The 22,334-nt window shown below is 70.3% G+C and carries 18 protein-coding genes; 10 read left to right on the top strand and 8 right to left on the bottom strand.

Annotated features, from left to right (window positions below; genetic code table 11):
• Positions 1–8: 8 nt before the first annotated feature.
• A complete protein-coding gene (locus tag ACIBI4_RS12995) occupies positions 9–509 on the bottom strand; it encodes a GtrA family protein (RefSeq protein ID WP_399203838.1) in 501 nt (166 codons plus the stop codon).
• Positions 510–636: 127 nt separating this feature from the next.
• Between ACIBI4_RS12995 and ACIBI4_RS12990 the strand changes: the two genes are divergently transcribed.
• From ACIBI4_RS12990 to ACIBI4_RS12975, 4 genes are all read left to right on the top strand, one after another.
• Complete coding sequence (locus ACIBI4_RS12990; RefSeq protein ID WP_399203836.1) at positions 637–1,776, top strand: 5-(carboxyamino)imidazole ribonucleotide synthase; 1,140 nt, start codon at positions 637–639, stop codon at positions 1,774–1,776.
• The gene (gene purE, locus ACIBI4_RS12985; RefSeq protein ID WP_399203834.1) at positions 1,773–2,300 is read left to right on the top strand and encodes a 5-(carboxyamino)imidazole ribonucleotide mutase; all 528 of its coding nucleotides are present in this window, start codon (positions 1,773–1,775) and stop codon (positions 2,298–2,300) included. The genes ACIBI4_RS12990 and purE overlap by 4 nt, the downstream gene beginning before the upstream one ends.
• 33 nt (positions 2,301–2,333) lie before the next feature.
• Positions 2,334–3,557: a dipeptidase gene (locus ACIBI4_RS12980; RefSeq protein WP_399203833.1), complete on the top strand. Its 1,224-nt coding sequence runs from the start codon at positions 2,334–2,336 to the stop codon at positions 3,555–3,557.
• A 169-nt stretch (positions 3,558–3,726) separates the two neighbouring features.
• Complete coding sequence (locus ACIBI4_RS12975) at positions 3,727–4,968, top strand: dipeptidase (protein ID WP_399203831.1); 1,242 nt, start codon at positions 3,727–3,729, stop codon at positions 4,966–4,968.
• 18 nt (positions 4,969–4,986) lie between these two features.
• Here the strand turns inward: ACIBI4_RS12975 and ACIBI4_RS12970 are convergent, their stop codons facing one another.
• Positions 4,987–6,312, bottom strand: a complete 1,326-nt coding sequence (locus tag ACIBI4_RS12970) for a UDP-glucose dehydrogenase family protein (protein WP_399203829.1) — start codon at positions 6,310–6,312, stop codon at positions 4,987–4,989.
• A gap of 164 nt (positions 6,313–6,476) precedes the next feature.
• On the opposite strand from ACIBI4_RS12970, the gene ACIBI4_RS12965 reads away from it, so the two are divergent.
• Positions 6,477–7,634 (top strand): acyl-CoA dehydrogenase family protein, encoded by a 1,158-nt coding sequence (locus ACIBI4_RS12965; RefSeq protein WP_399203827.1) that lies wholly within the window; start codon positions 6,477–6,479, stop codon positions 7,632–7,634.
• 63 nt (positions 7,635–7,697) lie between these two features.
• Here ACIBI4_RS12965 and ACIBI4_RS12960 read toward each other — a convergent pair whose 3' ends face one another.
• Complete coding sequence (locus ACIBI4_RS12960; RefSeq protein WP_399203825.1) at positions 7,698–8,972, bottom strand: LCP family protein; 1,275 nt, start codon at positions 8,970–8,972, stop codon at positions 7,698–7,700.
• A 118-nt stretch (positions 8,973–9,090) separates the two neighbouring features.
• Between ACIBI4_RS12960 and ACIBI4_RS12955 the strand changes: the two genes are divergently transcribed.
• Positions 9,091–9,639 carry an acyl-CoA thioesterase gene (locus ACIBI4_RS12955; RefSeq protein ID WP_399203824.1) on the top strand — a complete coding sequence of 183 codons (549 nt, stop codon included), beginning with the start codon at positions 9,091–9,093 and terminating at the stop codon, positions 9,637–9,639.
• Positions 9,640–9,679: 40 nt separating this feature from the next.
• Here ACIBI4_RS12955 and ACIBI4_RS12950 read toward each other — a convergent pair whose 3' ends face one another.
• Positions 9,680–11,041 carry an LCP family protein gene (locus ACIBI4_RS12950; RefSeq protein ID WP_399203823.1) on the bottom strand — a complete coding sequence of 454 codons (1,362 nt, stop codon included), beginning with the start codon at positions 11,039–11,041 and terminating at the stop codon, positions 9,680–9,682.
• A gap of 246 nt (positions 11,042–11,287) precedes the next feature.
• On the opposite strand from ACIBI4_RS12950, the gene ACIBI4_RS12945 reads away from it, so the two are divergent.
• Positions 11,288–12,319, top strand: coding sequence for a glycosyltransferase family 2 protein (locus ACIBI4_RS12945; protein ID WP_399203822.1), 1,032 nt, complete (start codon positions 11,288–11,290; stop codon positions 12,317–12,319).
• Positions 12,320–12,395: 76 nt separating this feature from the next.
• Here the strand turns inward: ACIBI4_RS12945 and ACIBI4_RS12940 are convergent, their stop codons facing one another.
• The 4 genes from ACIBI4_RS12940 to ACIBI4_RS12925 form a co-directional block, all read right to left on the bottom strand.
• Positions 12,396–14,051 (bottom strand): LCP family protein, encoded by a 1,656-nt coding sequence (locus ACIBI4_RS12940; protein WP_399203821.1) that lies wholly within the window; start codon positions 14,049–14,051, stop codon positions 12,396–12,398.
• Between the two features lie 86 nt (positions 14,052–14,137).
• Positions 14,138–15,850, bottom strand: coding sequence for an LCP family protein (locus ACIBI4_RS12935; protein WP_399203819.1), 1,713 nt, complete (start codon positions 15,848–15,850; stop codon positions 14,138–14,140).
• Between the two features lie 267 nt (positions 15,851–16,117).
• The gene (locus tag ACIBI4_RS12930) at positions 16,118–17,617 is read right to left on the bottom strand and encodes an LCP family protein (protein WP_399203817.1); all 1,500 of its coding nucleotides are present in this window, start codon (positions 17,615–17,617) and stop codon (positions 16,118–16,120) included.
• 141 nt (positions 17,618–17,758) lie between these two features.
• On the bottom strand, positions 17,759–18,514 hold the full coding sequence (locus ACIBI4_RS12925) for a TIGR03089 family protein (RefSeq protein ID WP_399203815.1): 756 nt from the start codon (positions 18,512–18,514) through the stop codon (positions 17,759–17,761).
• 124 nt (positions 18,515–18,638) lie between these two features.
• On the opposite strand from ACIBI4_RS12925, the gene ACIBI4_RS12920 reads away from it, so the two are divergent.
• The 3 genes from ACIBI4_RS12920 to ACIBI4_RS12910 all read left to right on the top strand — a co-directional run bounded on the left by ACIBI4_RS12920 (position 18,639) and on the right by ACIBI4_RS12910 (position 22,323).
• Positions 18,639–19,991 (top strand): peptidoglycan recognition protein, encoded by a 1,353-nt coding sequence (locus ACIBI4_RS12920; protein WP_399203814.1) that lies wholly within the window; start codon positions 18,639–18,641, stop codon positions 19,989–19,991.
• Between the two features lie 101 nt (positions 19,992–20,092).
• Positions 20,093–21,175 (top strand): sugar phosphate nucleotidyltransferase, encoded by a 1,083-nt coding sequence (locus tag ACIBI4_RS12915; protein WP_399203813.1) that lies wholly within the window; start codon positions 20,093–20,095, stop codon positions 21,173–21,175.
• A 98-nt stretch (positions 21,176–21,273) separates the two neighbouring features.
• On the top strand, positions 21,274–22,323 hold the full coding sequence (locus ACIBI4_RS12910) for a DNA-3-methyladenine glycosylase family protein (protein WP_399203812.1): 1,050 nt from the start codon (positions 21,274–21,276) through the stop codon (positions 22,321–22,323).
• Positions 22,324–22,334 lie beyond the last annotated feature (11 nt).

Below are 22,334 nucleotides of genomic sequence, written 5' to 3'. Positions count from 1 at the left end.
AGCCGGTCTCAGCCGCGGCTGCGCTCCGGAGCCGGGTCGTCCAGGAACGATTCCGCACTGGCGACGGCCTCACGGGCGGGCAAGCTGCGGAACACCCAGGTGCGATACGACCAGAACCGGAACAGCGTCGCGATCCCGATGCCCACGAACTTGAAGATGTTGGACTGCAACTGACTGTCCCAGCCGAACCAGTACGTGGCCGCGTAGAGCACCCCGTTCTCGATCACGAGCCCGACGATCGAGAACAGCAGGAAGAGCGTCATCTCCTTCGTGCGGCTGCTCTTGTCGCGGTCACGGTAGGTGAAGTACCGGAACCCCACGTAGTTGCAGCAGATCGCCACCGCCGTCGCGAGGATCGACGCGCGCACCACCGGGATCTCGGTGGTGTGCCGCAGCAGATTGAAAACACCGAGGTTGACCAGCATCCCGACACCACCGACGGCGCCGAACTTCATGATCTCCCGCCAGAGCTGATCCAGTTGTGCGCGCAGTGCGCCACGCTCACTCATGGTGATCGCTCAGCCCCGTTCGGTCGTTTCCCCCGTATGTGCAGTCACGCCATGCTAACCAGACTGTGAGATGTGACGCAGGACTCGTAGGTCCTTACGTATCCGGGGGCCCCTTACCCTGGAGGATGTGACGTTCCCTGTAGTCGGCATGGTCGGCGGTGGGCAGCTCGCGCGTATGACGCACGAAGCAGGCATCCCGCTCGGCATCCAGTTCAAGCTCCTCAGCGACACCCCCACGGACTCCGCGGCCCTGGTCGTCAGCGATGTCGTCATCGGCGACTACCGCGACCTGGACACGCTGCGTGAGTTCGCGCGCGGCTGTGACGTGATCACCTTCGACCACGAGCATGTGCCGCTGGAGCACCTGCGCGCCCTGGAGGCCGACGGCATCGCCGTACGCCCCGGGCCGGAGGCCCTCAAGCACGCGCAGGACAAGGGCGTGATGCGCGAGCGCCTCACCGCGCTCGGCGCACCCTGCCCGCGCCACCGCATCGTGACCGACGCCGCCGACGTGGCCGCGTTCGCCGCCGAGGGCGACGGCTTCCCCGTCATCCTCAAGACGGTCCGCGGCGGCTACGACGGCAAGGGCGTCTGGTTCGTACGTTCCGCGGCCGACGCTGCCGAGCCGTTCAAGGCCGGCGTCCCCGTCCTCGCCGAGGAGAAGGTCGACTTCGTACGGGAGCTCGCGGCCAACGTCGTCCGCTCGCCGCACGGCCAGGCCGTCGCCTACCCGGTCGTCGAATCCCGCCAGGTCGACGGCGTCTGCGACACCGTGATCGCGCCCGCGCCCGGACTCCCCGAAGAACTCGCGGGCCAGGCCCAGGAGTTGGCGCTGCGCATCGCCGACGAACTGGGCGTCGTCGGCCACCTCGCCGTCGAACTCTTCGAGACCCCCGACGGCCGCATCCTCGTCAACGAACTGGCCATGCGCCCGCACAACTCCGGGCACTGGACCCAGGACGGCGCCGTCACCTCCCAGTTCGCCAACCACGTACGCGCCGTGCTCGACCTGCCGCTCGGCGACCCGCGCCCGCGCGCCACGTGGACCGTCATGGCGAACGTGCTCGGCGGCGACTACCCCGACATGTACTCCGCGTATCTGCACTGCATGGCACGCGACCCGCAGCTCAAGATCCATATGTACGGCAAGGATGTGAAGCCCGGCCGCAAGGTCGGTCATGTCAACACCTACGGCGACGACCTGGACGACGTCCTGGAGCGCGCTCAGCACGCCGCCGGCTACCTGCGAGGAACGATCACCGAATGAGCACCGCACCTGTCGTCGGCATCGTCATGGGCTCGGACTCCGACTGGCCCGTCATGGAGGCCGCCGCCCAGGCCCTCGCCGAGTTCGAGATCCCCTACGAGGTCGACGTCGTCTCCGCGCACCGCATGCCGCGCGAGATGATCGCGTACGGCGAGGAGGCGGCGGAGCGCGGCCTCAAGGCGATCATCGCCGGCGCCGGGGGAGCGGCCCATCTGCCGGGCATGCTCGCCTCGGTGACACCGCTGCCGGTCATCGGCGTGCCCGTCCCGCTCAAGTACCTCGACGGCATGGACTCCCTGCTCTCCATCGTGCAGATGCCCGCCGGAGTCCCGGTCGCCACCGTCTCCGTGGGCGGCGCACGCAACGCGGGCCTGCTCGCGGCCCGCATCCTCGCGGCGCACGACCCCGAACTGCTCGGCCGCATGCGGGAGTTCCAGCAGGAGCTCAACGAGCAGGCCACCGAGAAGGGGCGCAGGCTGCGCGCCAAGGCCGAGGGCAACGGGGCCTTCGGTTTCGGCAAGTAGGGCAGGTCAGGCCCCTGCGGTTACGTTGGGGGCATGACTTCCAAGGACTCCACGGACCTCGCCCCGGACCCCTCCCCGTATCTCTCCCAGGCCCTCGACCTGCTCGCCGAACACCCCGTGGTCGACGGGCACAACGACCTGCCCTGGGCGCTGCGCGAACACGCGCGCTACGACCTCGGGCAGTTCGACATCGCGGGCGATCTGCGCGGCCGGCTCCACACCGACCTGCCGCGACTGCGGGCCGGCGGGGTCGGCGCGCAGTTCTGGTCGGTGTACGTCCGCAGCGACATGGCGGGCGAGGACGCGGTCAGCGCCACACTGGAACAGATCGACTGCGTCGACCAGTTGCTGGCCGCGTACCCGAAGGACCTGGTCCGCGCGCTGACCGCGGACGACATGGAGAAGGCCCGCGGCGAGGGCCGGATCGCCTCGCTCAAGGGCGCCGAGGGCGGCCACTCCATCAACAACTCCCTCGCCACCCTGCGCGCGCTGCACACCCTCGGCGTCCGCTACATGACGCTCACGCACAACGACAACATCGCGTGGGCCGACTCGGCCACCGACGAGGTGGGCGTCGGCGGCCTCTCCGCCTTCGGCCGCGAGGTCGTCCGCGAGATGAACCGCACGGGCATGCTCGTCGACCTCTCCCACGTCGCCGCCTCGACGATGCACGACGCGCTCGACGAGTCCGTCGCGCCGGTCGTCTTCTCGCACTCCTCGTCCCGCGCGGTGTGCGACCACCCGCGCAACATCCCGGACGACGTCCTCGCGAAACTCCCCGCCAACGGCGGCGTCGCGATGGCCACCTTCGTCCCGAAGTTCGTCCTGCCCGCGGCCGTCGCCTGGACGAAGGCCGCCGACGACAACATGCGCGCCCACGACCGCCACCACCTCGACACCACCCCCGAGGCGATGGAGATCCACCGCGCCTTCGAGACGGCCAACCCCCGCCCCGTGGCGACCGCGGCGACCGTCGCCGACCACCTCGACCACATGCGCGAGGTCGCCGGCGTCGACCACATCGGCATCGGCGGCGACTACGACGGCACGGCCTTCACCCCGTCCGGCCTCGACGACGTGGCGGGCTACCCCAACCTCATCGCCGAACTCCTGCGCCGCGGCTGGTCCACCACCGACCTCACCAAGCTCACCTGGTCCAACGCGGTCCGCACGCTGCGCGACGCCGAGGACGTGGCACGGGATCTGCAGGGGCGGCGGGGGCCGTCGAATGCGACGCTCGCGGAACTGGACGGATAGCTGCGCGAGGACGCGCGGAATCGCGGGGTGAGGGCGCGCAGGGTTGCGTGCCCTCACCCCGCGGCCCATGGACCGCCCGTCCCCCGGACGCACTACCCGCCAGGTCACCCCCGCGGGGTCGTGGCACGGTGGCATTACGTCCCACCGCACCACACCACCGGAGTACCAGATGGCGGATCTGCAGGAAGAATCCCTGGCCCCTGGAGAAGTCGGCCATCTGGACGAGCCCTCGGCCGCCCGGGTCCCCGGCCCAACGGACCAGGCCGGACCGGGCGCTGACGCCCCGGCGGACCCCCGGCCCGATACGGGAACCGATACCGGGCCCGATACAGGAACCGAGACCGGAACCGACGCCGGGCTCGATACGCGTCCGGATCCGGATCCGGCCCCCGACGTCACTCCCGCCACCGCGGCCGACCGCGCCCGCACCGTCCTCCAGGGCCACCCCGTCACCGACGGCCACAGCGGCCTCCCCTGGGCCCTGCACCAACTCAGCTGGTACGACCTCGAGCTGGGCGAGAGCAATCTGCGCACCGATGTCCCACGGCTGCGCGAGGGCGGGGTCGGCGCGATGTTCTGGTCGCTGGCGCTGCCCGCGGACGTACGCCGCGACCGTGCCGTCGCCACCACCCTGGAGCTCATCGACCTCGCGGGCCATGCCATCGGCGAAAGCCCCGAAGCCCTGCGGCTGACCCGCTCCCCCTCGGACGCCGCCGACGCGCGCTCCCACGGCCGCATCGCCTGTGTGCTCGGGCCCGCCGACGCGGCCGCGCTCGGCGACTCGCTCGGCGCCCTGCGCTCCCTGCACGCACTCGGCGTGCGCAGCCTCTCCTTGTACGGGACGAGCTGGGCCGGTCCGCAGGGCCTGACCCGGTTCGGCGAAGAGGTCGTACGGGAGTGCAACCGGCTCGGCGTCCTGCTCGACCTCAGCGACAGCCCGCTCCCGGTGCTCGAGCGCGCCCTCGCCGTCTCCAAGGCCCCGGTCGTCTTCTCGCGTTCGGGCGCCGCGGCGCTCACCCCGCACCCGGCCAACCTCGACGACGCGACCCTCGCGGCGCTCGGCGCACACAAGGGCCTGTGCATGGTCCCGTGCGCCTCGGCCCGCACCGGCCCCGCGCTCGGCGACGTCGCCGACCACGTGGACCACGTCCGTGCGGTGGCGGGGGCGGAGAGCGTCGGCCTGTCCGGTACGTACGACACGGCGGACCGTCCCGCCGACGGCGTCGAGGACACCTCGCGCTATCCGGACCTGCTCACCGAACTGCTGCACCGCGGCTGGAGCGAGACCGATCTCGCGCTGCTCACCTGGGGCAATGCCCAACGGGTGCTCAGGGACACGGACTTCACCGCCCGCGCGGCCAAGGAGCGCAGACCCCCGTCGACGGCGACGATCGAGCGGCTGGACGGGTAAGAGCGCCGCCGCCCGCCACTACGCCGCCGGCCGCCCCATCGCCCGGTACGTCCAGCCCGCCTCGCGCCACAGGACGGGGTCCAGCGCGTTGCGGCCGTCCAGCATCACGCGCTCGGCCGCGACCGCGCCGAGCGCGACCGGGTCCAGCTCGCGGAACTCGCGCCACTCCGTCAGATGCAGCACGACGTCGGCGCCGCGGACCGCGCCGAGCGCGGTGTCGGCGTAGCCGAGGGTCGGGAAGAGCCGGCGGGCGTTGTCCATGCCCTTCGGGTCGTACACCGTGACCTGGCCGCCCTGCAGATGGATCTGCCCGGCCACGTTCAGCGCGGGCGAGTCGCGTACGTCGTCGGAGTCCGGCTTGAACGTGGCGCCGAGCACCGCGACCCGCTTGCCGAGAAACGAACCGCCGCCGACCGCCTCGCGCGCCAGCTCGACCATGTGGCCGCGGCGGCGCATGTTGATCGAGTCGACCTCGCGCAGGAACGTCAGCGCCTGGTCCGCGCCCAGCTCGCCGGCGCGCGCCATGAACGCGCGGATGTCCTTGGGCAGACAGCCGCCGCCGAAACCGATGCCGGCGCGCAGGAACTTCTTGCCGATCCGGTCGTCGTAGCCGATCGCCTCGGCCAGCTTCACCACATCGCCACCGGCGGCCTCGCACACCTCGGCCATGGCATTGATGAAGGAGATCTTCGTCGCCAGGAACGAATTCGCGGAGGTCTTCACCAGCTCCGCGGTCGGGAAATCCGTGACGACGAACGGCGAACCCTCGGCGATCGGCGTCGCGTACACCTCGCGCAGCAGCTTCTCCGCGCGCTCGCTGCCCACGCCCGCCACCAGACGGTCGGGGTGCAGGGTGTCCTGCACGGCGAAGCCCTCGCGCAGGAACTCCGGGTTCCACGCCAGCTCCACGCCCTCCGGCAGCAGCTCCGCGAGCCGCGCCGCCGAGCCGACGGGCACGGTGGACTTGCCGACGACCAGGGCCCCGGCCCGTACGACCGGAGCGAGCGAGCCGAACGCGGCGTCCACGTAGCTCATGTCGCACGCGTACTCGCCGTGCTTCTGAGGCGTATTGACGCACACGAAGTGGACGTCGCCGAACGCGCCGACCTCCTCCCAGGACGTCGTGAAGCGCAGCCGCCCGCTGGAGCCCTCGATGCCGGCCACGTGCTTGGCGAGCAGTTCCTCCAGGCCCGGCTCGTACATCGGCACCTTGCCCGCCGACAGCATCTCGATCTTCTCGGGCACGACATCGAGCCCGAGCACTTCGAAACCGAGCTCCGCCATGGCCGCGGCGTGGGTGGCGCCGAGGTATCCGGTGCCGATCACGGTGATCTTGAGGGACATGTGCGGTGCTCCAGGGGGTGCGGGGCAGGACTGCCGACCGAGCATAGTCGGGCGCGTACGGGGGCACGGTTCACGCTGTCGCCAAGCTCACGTATCCCCGTGCGGAGCAGGGGCCTAAAATTCTCGTTACTTAACGGTAGTTAGCAATTGGGGAGTGACAGACGTTGGCGGGAAACGCTGATTTCGACCTGTACCGCCCGGCAGAAGAGCACGACATGCTCCGGGACGCCGTCCGCTCGCTCGCCGAGGCGAAGATCGCCCCGCACGCGGCCGCGGTCGACGAGGAGGCCCGCTTCCCGCAGGAGGCCCACGACGCGCTGGTCGCCAACGACCTGCACGCCGTCCACGTCCCCGAGGAGTACGGCGGCGCCGGCGCCGACGCGCTCGCCACGGTCATCGTGATCGAAGAGGTCGCCCGCGTCTGCGCCTCCTCCTCCCTGATCCCCGCCGTGAACAAGCTGGGCTCGCTCCCCGTGATCCTCTCCGGCTCCGAGGAGCTGAAGAAGAAGTACATGGGCCCGCTGGCCAAGGGCGAGGGCATGTTCTCGTACTGCCTCTCCGAGCCGGACGCCGGTTCGGACGCGGCCGGCATGAAGACCAAGGCCGTACGCGACGGCGACTACTGGATCCTCAACGGCGTCAAGCGCTGGATCACCAACGCGGGCGAGTCCGAGTTCTACACGGTCATGGCCGTGACGGACCCGACGAAGCGCTCGAAGGGCATCTCCGCCTTCGTCGTCGAGAAGGGCGACGAGGGCGTCTCCTTCGGCGCCCCCGAGAAGAAGCTCGGCATCAAGGGCTCGCCGACCCGCGAGGTCTACCTCGACAACGTCCGCATCCCCGCCGACCGCATGATCGGCGAGGAGGGCACGGGCTTCGCCACGGCGATGGCGACCCTGGACCACACCCGCATCACCATCGCGGCCCAGGCCCTCGGCATCGCCCAGGGCGCCCTCGACTACGCCAAGGGCTACGTCCAGGAGCGCAAGCAGTTCGGCAAGCCGATCGGCGACTTCCAGGGCATCCAGTTCATGCTCGCGGACATGGCGATGAAGATCTCGGCGGCCCGCGCACTGACGTACCAGGCGGCAGCTGCGTCGGAGCGCGGCGACGCGAACCTGACGTATCTGGGTGCGGCGGCGAAGTGCTTTGCGTCGGACGTGGCCATGGAGGCCACCACGGACGCGGTCCAGCTCCTCGGCGGGTACGGCTACACCCGCGACTACCCGGTGGAGCGCATGATGCGCGACGCGAAGATCACGCAGATCTACGAGGGCACGAACCAGGTCCAGCGCATCGTCATGGCGCGCAACCTGCCGTAGCGGCCGGAGACGCAAAGGGCCCGGACGGTGCACACCGTCCGGGCCCTTCGCCGTGCCGGTCACCTACTCGGTGACGGTCACCTTCTCGTCGTTGTTCAGCTGATCCACCAGCTGCTTCACCTTGTCCTTGTCCCAGACGAGGTTGCCCCCACGGCTCCCCGAGATCGGCATGTTCATCGACTTGCCGTCGCCGCCCGAGACGCTCTTCATCGCCCAGAACATCTCCGCCACGTCGAACAGGCCCATGTCCTTGTCGACGATCAGGGTGTCAAGGCCCGCGCCCATCGTGGGGTAGAGCTTGAAGGGGTTCAGGACCGTGGACGGCGTGGCCGCCTGGTTGGCGAGGGCCGAGAGGAACTTCTGCTGGTTCTTCGTGCGGTCCAGGTCGCTGCCCGCGAACGCGTAGCGCGTACGGACGAAGGCCAGGGCCTCCTCGCCGTTGAGGGTCTGCTTGCCGGCCTTGAAGTCGGCGCCCGAGTTCTTGTCCTTGAAGGCCTTCGGGATGTCCATCTCCACGCCGCCGACCGCGTCCACGATCTTCGCGAAGCCGCCGAAGCCGATCTCCGCGTAGTGGTCGATCTTCAGGCCGGTGTTGTGCTCGACTGTGCGCACGAGCAGCTCGGGGCCGTCCTCGGCGTACGCGGCGTTGAGCTTCACGCGGCGGCCCGTGTTCGGGAAGGTCTTGCCGGACTCGGAGCCCACGAACTTCGGGATCTCGACGTCCGAGTCGCGGGGGAGCGAGATCATCGTGTTCCCGTTGTCCCCGACGTGCAGGATCATCATCGAGTCCGTGCGCTTGCCCTCGGCGGAGCCGGTGTGCAGGCGCTTCTTGTCCTCGGCGGACATGCCCTCGCGGCTGTCGGAGCCCACGATCAGGTAGTTGGTGCCCTCGCCGCCCGACGGGCGCTCGATGACCTTCGAGAGGTCGACCTCGCGCTTGAGCTTGGAGTCCGCCCAGAAGTACGTGGCCACGGACCATACGAGCATCACCGCGACCAGCGTGATGAGACCTATCTTGATCCGGCGCCGCCAGTCCGGCGCGGACCGCTCGCCGCCGTAGTAGCCGTCGTCCCGGCCCCGGCCGCCGCCGTTGCCGCGCCCGCCGTACACCTCTCCGTCGCTGTAGCCGCTGTCGTAGCCCCCGCGTCCGTCGTCGTAACCGCTGTCGCGTCCGTGGCTCTGCTGCGCGGGCACACCGTACGAAGGTGCCTGCGGCCTCGGGGCCGGACCGCGCGGGACCTGGCGCATCGTGCGCGCGCCTTCAGGCTGCGCGCTGCTCGCGCCGCGTCCGTATCCACGGTTGCGGTCTTCACTCCACCCCTGGGGCCAGTCATTCATCCCCCCAGTGTGCAGGTTGGATAAAGGCGCAGGACAAGGGATGCCGATAAACCGGTCCAGGGCTGTTGCACACCTGACACAAAGCGACCACTGCCAGGGCGGACATAGAGTGGAGGCCATGACAGACCACGCCCCTGCCGCGGAGGCGGAGATTCCGGGCAAGCCGACCGCGGCTTCCCGGACGACGCTCAGCCACATCATGACCCACAACGACACCAACCTTCTGGGGACGGTGCACGGCGGGGTGATCATGAAACTCGTGGATGACGCGGCGGGCGCGGTGGCCGGCCGGCACTCCGGCGGTCCCGCGGTGACGGCGTCCATGGACGAGATGGCTTTCCTCGAACCGGTGCGCGTCGGCGACCTCGTCCATGTGAAGGCGCAGGTCAACTGGACGGGACGGACCTCGATGGAGGTCGGCGTCCGGGTTCTGGCCGAGCGGTGGAACGAGTCGACGCCCGCGCAGCAGGTCGGCTCCGCGTATCTGGTGTTCGCGGCGGTCGACGAGGAGGGCAAGCCGCGCCGGGTCCCGCAGGTGGTCCCGGAGACGGAGCGCGACGAGCGCCGCTACCAGGAGGCGCAGATCCGCCGCACGCACCGCCTCGCGCGGCGCCGTGCGATCAAGGAGCTGCGTGAGAAGCGGGCCGCGGAGGGCCTCGACGACTGAGGGCGCCCGCCGCGCGAAGGGCCCCGCCGCTGTCCCGCCGCTATGACTTGCCGCACACCACCTGGTCACCGGTCACGACGCCGAACTCGCCCTGGTTGACGTCCGTGGCACGCACCGGCCGGACCTGGTCGAAGTCCTTTCCGGCCGTCACCTTGAGCGTGCCGCCGAGCCCCTTGACCGCCTTCAGCTGCGAACCGGGCAGCGCGATCGCCAGCGAGCGGGCCGAGCGGTCCCAGCGCGGGTCGTACTCGACGAGGGTGCGCGCGACCGGCGCGGCGTCGCGGGGTGCTCCCGTCGTACGGAAGCCCGTCTTGCGCAGCGCCTTGTCGACGCGGGAGCCGAGGCCGGAGACCTCGGTGCCGTTGGCGACCTGGACGCGGATCTGCTGCGGGGCGACATCGACCAGCGTCGCTTTCTTCTTGCGGGTGAGCGGGGCGAGCGGCCGGTCCTCGCGCAGGGCGTCGAAGAGCTTCTCGGAGCGCTTCGGGTCCCACTTCAGGGTCGAGCCGATGCCCTTCACCACGTACCCCATCTGCCCGATGGGCACCGAGGTGAACTCGGAGGAGGCGGGGGTGAAGCCGCGCATGGCGCGCCCGAGGTCGAGCATCTCGTCGGTGCCGAAGGACCGGTCGGCGCGGACGGAGCCGAGGATGGTGCGGGTCACGTCCCGGAACTTGACGGGGTTGAGCAGCACCCCGGACGAGGTGGCCTTGGCGATGACGGCGGCGAGGAAGCGTTGCTGGCGCTGCATCCGGCCCAGGTCGGCGGCCCCGTCGATATGCCGCGAGCGGACGTACTGCAGGGCCTCGCCGCCGCGCAAGTGGTGCCGGCCCGCGGCCAGGTCGAGTCCGGTGTACGAGTCCTTCATGGGGCTCGTCGTGCAGATCTCCACACCGCCGAGGACGTCCACGGTCTTCATGAAGCTGGTGAAGTCGACCTCCAGATAGTGGTCGATCTTCACCTTCGTCATGTGCTCGACGGTCCGCACGGTCAGCTGCGGACCGCCCTCCGCGTAGGCCGCGTTCAGCTTGATCGGGTGCGTGTGGTGCTTCTTGCCGCTGTTGCGGTCGGTGTGCGCGGGCGCCTCGGCGTACGAGTCGCGCGGCAGGCTGACGATGCTGGCGCGCTCACCGTCCGCGGAGATGTGCACGATCATGATCGTGTCCGTGCAGTGACAGGGGGCCCCGCCGAGGCGGTACTTGCGGCGTTCCTCCTCGGTGATCTTGTCGCGGCCGTCGGTGCCGACCAGGAGCACGTTCATGCCGTCCCCTCCGGAGGGACGGTTCTTCATGTCCTTGAAGGCGTCGACCCGGTCGATCCCGGTGTCCAGACTCGTCACCACCGCGTGCCCGATCCCGGCCGCCGCGAGCACCGCCACCGAGAACGTCGTCGCCGTCCGCATCGCCCACCGCGGCCGCGGCTTGGTCCGTCTGCGCCGGGCTGGCGCCCGCCGTGCGGAGGACCGTACGGGCTGCCGTTGCCCCTGCCGGGGAGGTCGGGCGGGGCTGGGCGGCACGGGCACGGGGGATACCTCCGCTCAAAGCGGGCGCAAGGACCGTACAACCGTAGGCCCATACGAAATGCGGCCCGGGGAGGCGGCCCGGGGGCCGCGCGCCCGTGTCCCCCATTCGCGGTAACGTGACGGGTGATGAGCGAGAAGTCTGAGGTGCAGCCCACCCCCGTGTCCGTGATCATGCCCGTCCTCAATGAGGAGCGGCATCTGCGCGGCGCCATCCACGCGATCCTGCAGCAGGAGTACGCAGGTGAGATGGAGGTGGTGATCGCGCTCGGACCGTCAACGGACCGCACCGACGAGATCGCCGCCGAGCTGGTGCGCGAAGATCCGCGTGTGCACACGGTGCCCAACCCGACGGGCCGTACGCCCGCCGCGCTCAATGCGGCGATCAAGGCCTCGCGTCACCCGATCGTGGTGCGCGTGGACGGCCACGGGATCCTCTCGCCGAACTACATCGCCACCGCCGTACGGCTCCTGGAGGAGACCGGCGCGCAGAACGTCGGCGGCATCATGCACGCCGAGGGCGAGAACGACTGGGAGCACGCGGTCGCCGCCGCGATGACCTCGAAGATCGGCGTGGGCAACGCGGCCTTCCACACGGGCGGCGAGGCGGGCCCGGCCGAGACGGTGTACCTCGGGGTGTTCCGGCGTGAGGCCCTGGAGCAGCAGGGCGGCTACAACGAGGAGTTCATCCGCGCCCAGGACTGGGAGCTGAACTTCCGGATCCGTGAGGCCGGCGGTCTCATCTGGTTCTCGCCCGAGCTGAAGGTCTCGTACCGCCCGCGTCCGTCGGTGAAGGCGCTCGCCAAGCAGTACAAGGACTACGGGCGCTGGCGGCACGTGGTCGCGCGCTACCACGAGGGCTCCATCAACCTGCGGTATCTCGCGCCGCCGACCGCGGTGTGCGCCATCGCGGCCGGTGTGGTCGTGGGCGCCGCTCTCACTCCGGTCGGCTTCGTCGTCCCGGCCGGTTATCTCGCGGCCATAGCGGCGGGTTCGCTCCCGGCGGGCAAGGGCCTGCCCCTGAAGGCGCGGCTGCAGATCCCGGTGGCGCTGGCGACGATGCACATGTCGTGGGGGTACGGCTTCCTGACCAGCCCGAAGGCGCTGGCCAAGAAGGTCATCGCTTCGCGCAGGCCGGCTGTCCTGAGCGAGAACGTCTGACGCGTTCTCCGGTACGTACGCGAAGAGCCCCGGCCGTTGCGGACCGGGGCTCTTCGCGTACGCGGGGAACGTCGGGCTACCAGGTGAAGGCCGGGTTGACCTTCATACAGGCGTCCTCGTCGGCCCCGTTGTCGATGTCCTTCTTGTCCGGCGTCTTCGGCTTCGGCTTCGGCGGTGTGGCGCCCGCGCGCCAGTCCGCGCCGACGACCAGCGTGACCTCGGAGACGTCCGCGGACTCCTTGGCCGAACTCAGCGGCAGACCGAGGGACTTGGCGAGCGCCTGGGCATCGCCCTCCAGGTCCGCGCTCGGGTAGCGGATCAGCGTACGGGCTTCGGAGGTGTCGCTGCCGGTGCCCGGCTGCTCGGCGTCCGCCGCGGTGTAGCCGTTGCCCTGGAGCAGGCCCGCGACCTCGGTGGCCCGGCCCTGCAGCGGTGCGCGGGTCGCGTCGCCGGTGGCGTTCTGCACGATGACGGTGGTGTCGGCGGGCTCCGCGGCCGGGTCGTCGGAGAGCTTCTCCTTCTTCTTGTCCGCGTCCTTGCCGTCGAGCGAGACATCCTCGCGGACCAGTTCGAAGAGGTCCTCGGCCGCGCCCGGCTTGGGCTGGACGCGGGCACCCACGTACTCGAACGGCATCGTCGTCATGTTGATCCGCGCGGACGGGACCTTCTTGAGCTCGCCGCCCAGATCGGCCAGCTTGCCCACGGAGTCGAGGCCCTCGTCGACGACGAGCGCGTCGGTGGCGGCCTCGGCGAGGTTCAGCATCTCGGCCGGATTGGTCAGCCGGGCGCTGGACTTGAGCTCGCGGACCATCGAGTTCATGTACATGTGCTGGGCCTTGGCGCGGGCGATGTCGCTGCCGTCCTCGAAGCCGTAGCGGGTGCGCAGCCACTTCAGGGCGTCCTCGCCCTTGATGTCCGTGGTGCCCTTCTCCAGCTTGAGGCCGGAGCCCTCGCCCTTCGCGTTGCGCGAGTGGATGTTCTTGTCCACGCAGACCGGGACGCCGCCGATGGCGTCGGCCATCGAGACCACACCCTCGAACTTGATCATCATGAAGTGGTCGATGTGGATCCCGGTGAGCTTCTCCCAGGTCAGCACGGTGCAGGCGGGGCCGCCGCGGGCCAGCGACTCGTTCGTCATCGTCCGGCCGTTGCTTGCCGGAACGGTTTTGCCGGTGTCCGGGTCCTCGCACTCCGGGATCTCCAGGAGCGTGTCGCGCGGCATCGAGACCACCGACATGTTGCTGCGGTCCGCGGAGAGGTGGAGCAGCATCTGCACATCGCCGAGCGGCTTGGCGCCGAAGGTCTCCTTCGCGCCGCCGAGCTTCTGGTTCGCCTTGTTGCTCCGCTCGTCGGAACCGATCAGGAGGATGTTCAGCGGCGTCTGCCCCGCGGAGTTCGGCGTCGCCTTCGGCGCCCGGTTCTTGTCGGGCAGCGGCGCCGTCTCGATGTTGTCGTTGAGGTGCTGGTAGTAGAGGTACCCGGCGCCCGCCGTCCCCACTATCAGCACCGCGAACACCAGGGCCGTCCAGCGCAGTATGCGCCGGCCGCGGCTGCGGGGCCTGCGCCCCGCACGCCGCCGGGCTCGCCGGGGACCGGACGGCTCGTCGTCGTCCGGCCCTCGGGGTCCGGGCACGCCGGACCCCTCGTACAGGCTGTCGTCCCAGCCCAGTTCACGCGCCTGCGGTCCGCGAGATCGTCGCGTTCCCTGTCTGCGCACGCCACTCTGCGTCATGCCAGTCCCTCCCCAGCCTGGCGCACCATACGACCCCCACCTGTGAACTGCTCTGTCCGAGCAGACGGTTCAGATGGCCCCTGGGTTCACTTGGCGCAGGTCTTCTTGTCGGCCTCGGTCTTGTCGATGTCGTCCGGGGCCGTCGGAGCTCCGACCGGAGCTCCGGGTTCCGAGAAGTCCGAACCGAGGATCAGGACCATCGCGGGCAGACCCTGATCGTTGGTCTCGCTCTTGCCTTCCTTGAGAGCCGAGCCCGGCAGCTTCAGCACCTCGGCCAGCTTGCGTGCCTGATCGGCCTGGTCGGGCGAATACTCAAGCGTCGTCTTCGACTGCTTGGGATCGTGATTGCCGAGCTGGCTGGCCTTGTTCATGCCGTGCTCGGTCTGCAGATACGTGAGCGTCTTGCCCGCCGCGCCCTGGGTGTCACTGCCGTTGTAGACGTTCACCCGGACATCGGCCGCGGCGGACTTGGATCCCTTGAGGCGCGCGGCCTCCTTGTCCTTCTGCTTCTTCTTCGTGGCCGTCAGGGACACATCGCCCTTTATGGCCGCGAACAGCGGCTTCGCCTTGGCCTCGTTGACGAGGACGGTCGCGCCGTCGGTGTTGTCGACGACCGGGACCGTGGTGAAGCTGATGTTCTTCAGGTCCACCTTGCCGAGCTCCATGCCGAGATCGCGGAGCTTGAACACGTCGCCGAGCGTGTCGTCGACGGTGAGTGCCTTCGTTGCGGCCTCGGCCAGATCGAGCATCGTGCCCGGACTGCTCATCTCGTCCTTCATCTCGCGCATCAGCGAACTCAGGAACTGCTGCTGCAACTTGATGCGGTCGAGGTCGGAGCCGAAGCCCACCGAGTAGCGGGTCCGCACGAACGCGAGCGCGTCGTCGCCCTCGACCGTGCTGGTGCCCTTGGGCAGGTCCAGATGCGACTTCGGGTCCTTGATGGGCTTGTCGAGGCAGACGTCCACACCGCCGACCGCGCTGCTGAGCGTCTTGACCGCGTTGAAGTCCGCGACCATGAAGTTGTCGATCTTGATCCCGGTCAGCTCGGTGACCGTACGCATCGTGCAACTGGGCGTACGGCCGGACTGGCCGAGGCTCACGTTGAAGCGCTCGTTGGGCGTACCCGGGATGACCTTGGTCTGGCCGTCGTCCTGCTTCGTCGGGCAGTCCGGAATGTCCACGATCATGTCGCGCGGAATGCTCAACGCCGTCGTGTTCGTACGGTCCTTGGAGACGTGCAGCAGGATCGTGGTGTCCGCGTGCCCCGGGCTGCCGGTGTCGCCGTAGCCCTCGTTGCCCTTACCGGTGCGCTTGTCCGTGCCGATGATGAGCACGTTGATCGCACGGCCCTTGGCCCAACCGCCCGTCCCCGCGCCGTCGTCGGACGCCGTGGTCAGGTTGTCGTTGAGATGCTCTATGTAGAAGTACGCGCCGGCGGCACCGGCGACCAGCAGGAACGCCAGCGTGCCGCCCGTCCACATCAGGGCCTTCTTGCCCTTGGACTTCTGCTGTCTGGGCCGGCGCCGGCCCGCGGGGCCGTCCTGGTCGTCGGGCAGTCGCCGCCGCCGCTGCCCCGGGACCTCACCCGGCGGCTGCTGTCCGGGCCTGCGCCCGGGCGGTGCCTGGCGGGTCCGGTTCTCGCGGGGCTGTCCGTACTGCGTCCTGCGGCGAGGCGAGGGGATCCCTGACTCCGGTCCGGAGGGATTCAGTCGCAGTTCGTAGTCGCCGGTCTGCGGGTTCAGTACCCACTGGTCTGCGGGGTCGACATTCTCCGCCCGCCCACGGCCTTGCGCGTCCACGGTTGCTTGAGTCCTCCGTCGGGGCCACGCGGCGCCTTCCCCCTCCAAGGCGTCCGGTCGATCAAGGGTGCACACACCGGTCTCGTACTGACCGCTGCTTCATCGCAGCCGGGTGCACCGGATCGCTCACACTATCCGCCCAGGTCGGCGAAGAGCGACGGCGGTGACAAAGTCCACTGCGCTTACAACCGGGCAATACGCCCCAATTCAAGGTCAACGGCCCCTTGTGCTTGGGGATCCCTTTACTCGGAGGGGGTGTGGGCAGGGCTAACAGCCGGCGCCGGCGGCCGTGCTTCCACGGAACGTCGGGGCGGGGGAGGGGGTTTGGGCGGACGGTTCGTCCGGTTTGTCATTCTTGGGGTCGCCCTTGGACTCGCTCTTGCGGTCCTTCTCGCTCTTCTTGCCCTTCCCGTCCTGGGGGTCCTCGTCGGAGGACTTGCCCTCCTCCCAGTACCCGTCGTCGACCCAGTAGCCCTCGTCGCTCCAGTAGCCGGTGTCCACCCAGTAGCCGCCGCCGCCGTCCTCCGCGCCGTCCCGTTCGGAGGCGGGCTCCTCGCCCTCGCGCTCGGCGGCGGCCTGTTCGGCCGACGGTGCGTTCTCGGCCACTTGGAGGGGTGCGTCCTCGCGCAGCCGGTCGAAGAGCCGTCCGGCATCGGGCTGCACCAGTTCGTCCCGGTTCGCGTCGTACGCGTACGACTGCCGCGGCACCGTCAGGAACTGCACCCTGTCCGCCGGGATGTTGCGCATCGAGCGGACCAGGTCGTACAGATCGGTCAGCTGCGCGATGGCCGGGTCCGTGGTCAGCGAGGAAGTCGCCGCGTCCAGGACCGGGTAGAGGCGAGTCGGGTTCAACAGGACGCCGTTGCTCTTCACCTTGTTGACGAGCGCGGCGAGGAACGCCTGCTGGCGGTCCATCCGTTCGGTGTCGCTGCCGTCGCCGAGCGTCTTGCGCGCGCGGACGTACCCGAGCGCCTGCTCGCCGTTGAGCTTGTGCCGGCCCTTGGCGAGCTTCAGCTTGGCGGCCCGGTCGTCGATGGGCTTCGCGACGCAGACCTCGACGCCGTCGACCGCGTCCACCATCTTCTTGAAGCCACGGAAGTCCACGACCATGTGGTGATCGATCCGGATGTCCGTGAGCTGCTCGATGGTGCGGATCGTGCAGGCCGCGCCGCCCCACTCGAAGGCCCAGTTGAACTGTGCGAACTGCTCCTTGGTCCGTGACCCGTCGCGCTTGCGGCAGCTCGGGATGTCCACCATCACGTCGCGCGGCAGCGAGACGGCGGTGGCGCTTTTCCGGTCGGCCGCGAGGTGCAGCAGGATCGTGGTGTCGGAGCGGCCGCCGTTGGTCCCCGAGTCCTTGCCGTACTTGTCGTTGCCGTCGCCGGTGCGGGTGTCGGAGCCGATCAGGAGGACGTTCTGCGCGTTGTGCGTGGAGGGCGCGGGCCGCTCCCGCTCGTAGCGCTCAAGTTCCTCGGCGGCGGTGAGGTCCTCGGTGATGTTGCCCTGCAGCTGCTTGTAGATCCCCCAGCCGACCCCGGACGTCACGAGTACGACGACGGCGGCGACGAGGGAGATCCAGCGGGCCCAGTGGGGGTGTTCGGGTTCGTGGGTTCCGGCGGAAGCCGGGGAAGCCTCGGAAGCCGCGGAAGCCTCCGAGGGCTCGGGCGCTTCGGGTGTGTCGGATACGGCATCCGGCGGGACCGGCGTAGGCGCGTCGTCACCGGACGGATCCGGAACGTCGGGCGGCGTGCCTGCGGTGTCGGTCACGTCGGGGTCCACCCCTCATGGATCGGCAGCACGGACAGCACCCCGCGAAGGGCGCTTTTCCGACCATGACCCGAGGGCGCGGCCCGCCGCCTGCGGGCGGGGGCGCGACGTCCGCCGGACGGGTGGACTTTCCCGGAGCCGTCAGCTCTCCCGGCGCACCGTGACCCGCTCGCTCTCCACACGCTTGGCCAGGGCTTCCTCGCCGAGCTCGTCGAGGTGGCGGCAGAGCACCACCGACGCCCCGCCCGCCAGCGGGGCGTAGAGCCCGGCGGACAGGCCGTCCCATGTTCCGTACGAGAGCCCGGACAGCATCCGGTCGCCGGGCCCGAGCCCGAGACCACGCGCATCGGCGAGGGCGCGCTCGACGATTTCCGCGCCCGTGAGCGCCGTATCGCCGATGACGAGTGCGTCGTCCGATGGCGATACAGGGGCGTACGGGGCGAACTGGTCACCCTGACCCGGCACCTCGACCGCATAGTCGAGGAACCCGTCCGGCGGCTGCGGGAAGCGGCCGCCCAGCGGGCGCAGCGCGAGCGCGACCCGTTCGCCGGAGCAGGCCGCGGCCTCGTCGAGCGTGTCGGGTCCCGAGACCACGAGGTCGGCGTCCGCCGGGTCGCCGCCGACGACGGCCGTCACCCCGGTGGAGGAGCAGGCGAGCAGCCACACCGCCGTCTGCCAGTGCGCGGGCAGCAGCAGCGCAAGCCGGTCGCCGGGTTCGGCGGAGAGCTCGCCCTGGAGCAGATTCGCGGTCTTGGCCACCCAATTGGCGAAGGTGGCGACGGACAATTCGACCCGCTCACCGGTCGCGTCGTCGTAGAAGGTCACGAGCGGGCGGCCCGGGTCCGCGGCGAGCGCGGATCGCAGCAGGTCGGCAGGGGTGCGGTCGGTCGCGTTCACAGCGGCAAGCCTACGCGCGCACCGGCGCCGGGCGGCGCGGCCGTCCCGCGTACGAGCCGACGGGGCGTCAATTCCCTTACGTCCACGACATGCGGGGATGCGAACTTGCTCCCACGATCGACGCATGCGTGGATTTCTAGCTTCCTCGATCGGTGTGGCCTGTGCCGTGGCCCTGTCCCTTCCGCTCGCCCTGCCCGCGAGCGCGAACGAGCCGGTGTACGACGCCGAAGCGGTATCGCTGAGCGGACCCGCGGCGGCGGGCTCGCCCGACGTGGGCGGCTCGACCCAGTCGCTGCCCCTGCGCCCCCTCGCCTCCGACCGTGCGCTCGGCGCGGGCGCCGCCCAGGGCGTCGTACGCCGGGACGTCCTGCCGTTCGCCCTGGTGGGCGTGGTCTGGGACAACCCCGAGGCAGAACTGCACGGCCGGGTCCAGGTCCGCACCCGCTCGGCCGACACCCAGACCTGGTCCGCCTGGCAGGAACTCGACACCCACAACAACGAGCATGCCGCCGACCTCGGTTCGCCCGAGCGCGCCGACGGCACGCTGCGCGGCTCCACCGCGCCCCTGTGGGTGGGCAATTCGGACGGTGTCGAGCTCCGGGTCCTCGCCGAGGCGCCCGCCGACCGCGGGAACGTACCGCCGCTGCCGAAGAACCTCCGCCTCGAACTCGTCGACCCGGGTGACGAGCCCGCTCCGCCGGCCGGCCCGCCCGCGGACGGACCGCGCAGCGTGCTGACCGCCGAGGCGGCCGCGAGCTGGGCGGTGAACGCGGAGATGGCTCCGCTCGGCGCGTCCGTCATCCCCGAGCTCACCAAGAAGCAGACCGAGGCGGAGCTGCTCGCCTCGCGCGGCGAGACCACCGGCAAGCCGTACATCGGGCCGCGGCCGCGGATCATCACGCGCAAGGGCTGGGGCGCCGACGAGAAGCTCCGCGAGAAGAACTTCGTCTACACGAAGGCGGTCCGTGCGGCCTTCGTGCACCACAGCGCGTCCGGCAACAACTACCGGTGTGCGCAGGCGCCCTCCGTACTGCGCAGTATCTACCGCTACCACGTCAAGAGCAGCGGCTGGCGCGACTTCGGCTACAACTTCGCAGTCGACAAGTGCGGAAACATCTACGAAGGCCGTGCCGGTGGGGTGGCCAAGCCGGTGCTCGGGGCCCACACTCTCGGTTTCAACACCAACAGCATGGGCATCGCGGTCCTCGGGACCTACACGAACTCGGCACCGCCGAAGGCCGCGGTCAACGCGGTCGCGAAGCTCACGGCGTGGAAGCTCGGTCTGTACGGAGCCAACCCGAAGGGCACGACGGTCCTGAAATCAGGCGGCAGCAACCTCTACAAGAAGGGGCGCAACGTCCGGCTCCATGTGATCTCCGGCCACCGGGACGGCTTCGCCACGGAGTGCCCCGGCCGCCGCCTGTACGGCAAGCTCGGCAGCGCCCGCAGTACGTCGGCCCACTACCAGGGCCGGTGATCGATGAATTCCGGCTCCGACTCATTCCGTACGAACAACTGCATACACTGACCGATCCGTGACCAGGGCCGCCCGGCCCCCGGCAGGAAGTGAACACATCGGTGACTGAGGCGATCCTTCTCGTCGGCGGCAAGGGCACGAGGCTGCGGCCGCTCACGGTGAACACACCCAAGCCGATGGTCCCGGCGGCCGGTGTGCCCTTCCTCACGCACCAGCTGGCGCGCGCCCGGGCGGCCGGGGTCACCCACATCGTCCTCGCCACCTCCTACCTGGCCGAGGTGTTCGAACCGCATTTCGGTGACGGTTCGGCCCTCGGCCTGGAGCTGGAGTACGTCACGGAGGACGAGCCGCTCGGCACGGGCGGCGCGATCCGCAACGTCGCCTCGCGGCTGCGCTCGGGCCCCGACGAGCCGGTCCTGATCTTCAACGGCGACATCCTGACCGGCCTCGACATCCGCGCCCTCGTCTCGACGCACACGGAGAGCGGCGCGGATGTCTCGCTCCACCTCACGCGCGTCGAGGACCCGCGCGCGTACGGCCTGGTCCCGACCGATCCGACCGGCCGCGTGACCGCCTTCCTCGAGAAGCCGCAGACCCCCGAGGAAATCGTCACGGACCAGATCAACGCGGGCGCCTACGTCTTCCGCCGCTCGCTCATCGACGCGATCCCCGCGGGCCGTCCCGTCTCGGTGGAGCGCGAGACCTTCCCGGGGCTGCTCGCCGCCGGGGCCCACCTCCAGGGCATGGTCGACTCGACCTACTGGCTCGACCTCGGCACACCCCAGGCCTTCGTACGGGGCTCCGCGGACCTGGTCCTCGGCCGGGCCCCGTCCCCGGCCGTCCCGGGCCGCTGCGGCGACCGCCTCGTCCTGCCGACGGCCGATGTCGCCGCGGACGCGAAGCTGACCGGCGGCACGGTGGTCGGCGAGGGCGCGACGGTCGGCCCCGGCGCCCGCGTCACGGGCAGCACCATCCTGGCGGACGCGATCATCGAACCGGGCGCCGTGGTGACGGACTCCCTGGTCGGCAAGGGCGCCCGCGTGGGCGCCCGCACGATCCTCGACGGCGCGGTCATCGGCGACGGCGCCTCGGTGGGCGCGGACAACGAACTCCGCGGCGGCATCCGCGTGTGGTGCGACGCGGTGCTTCCGGACGGAAGTGTGCGGTTCTCTTCGGACGCGTAGGGGTTTGCCGGGAAGGGGCGGGGTGGGGAGCTGGACGCCCTACCCTCGAAGGACCTGCACCGACTCCTCCACACCCGCACCCGACCCCCAGGAATCCCGTGGCCGGCCGCTTCGACCCCCGTGCTCCTCGCGCACCCCGGACCCGCACCACCGTGCGCGCGGGGGACACCCGTGTCCCCGGTCCGGCCCGCGGCGGCGCGCCGAAGGCCGCGCAGGGCACGACGCGGACCTGGACCCCGATCGCACCCCTCGACCTCGGACTGGTCGTCGGCCCCCTGAGGCGCGGCCCCGCGGACCCCACCTTCCGCGTCACGAACGGCACCGTCTGGCGCGCCACCCGCACCCCCGACGGCCCCGCCACCCTCCGCCTCACCACGCGCGCGACCGGCGCCGAGACCACCGCCCGAGCCACCCGCATCGAGGCCGAAGCCTGGGGCCCGGGCAGGGACTGGCTGCTCGACCGGCTGCCCGAGCTCATGGGCGGGCAGGACGACCCCGCCGCCTTCGCCCCGCGCCACCGCCTCGTCGCCGACTCCGCCCGCCGCCGCCCCGGCCTGCGCCTCCTGCGCACGGGACTCGTCATGGAGTCCCTGATCCCGTCGATCCTGGAGCAGAAGGTCACCACGGACGAGGCCTACCGCGCCTGGCGCCTCCTCATCCGCAAGTACGGCGAGCAGGCCCCGGGCCCCACCGGCATGCCCGATCTGCATGTCATGCCCGACCCGCACACCTGGCGCATGATCCCCTCGTGGGACTGGCACCGCGCCGGCGTCGACAACAAGCGCGCCCAGACGATCCTGCGCGCCGTCCGCGTGGCCCCCCGCCTGGAGGAGGCGATGGCCCTGGACCCCCGAGCCGCCCGCAAACGGCTCGAGTTGGTGCCCGGAATCGGCCCCTGGACCTCCGCCGAGACCGTCCAGCGCTCGCACGGCGCCCCGGACGAGGTCACCGTCGGCGACCTCCATCTGCCCGGCATCATCGGCTACGCGCTCGCCGGCGAGCGCGACGCCGACGACGCCCGCATGCTCGAACTCCTGGAGCCCTACCGCGGCCAGCGCCACCGCGCCGCCCGCTACATCCTGCTCACGGGCCGCACCCCACCGCGCCGCACCCCGAAGATGCCGAAGACGGACATCGGCAAGCTCTGAGCACCACCCCC

It is taken from the genome of Streptomyces sp. NPDC050418 (assembly GCF_044458745.1).
In the GTDB taxonomy this organism is placed as follows: Bacteria; Actinomycetota; Actinomycetes; order Streptomycetales; family Streptomycetaceae; genus Streptomyces.
This window is presented reverse-complemented; position numbering and strand designations above follow the sequence as displayed.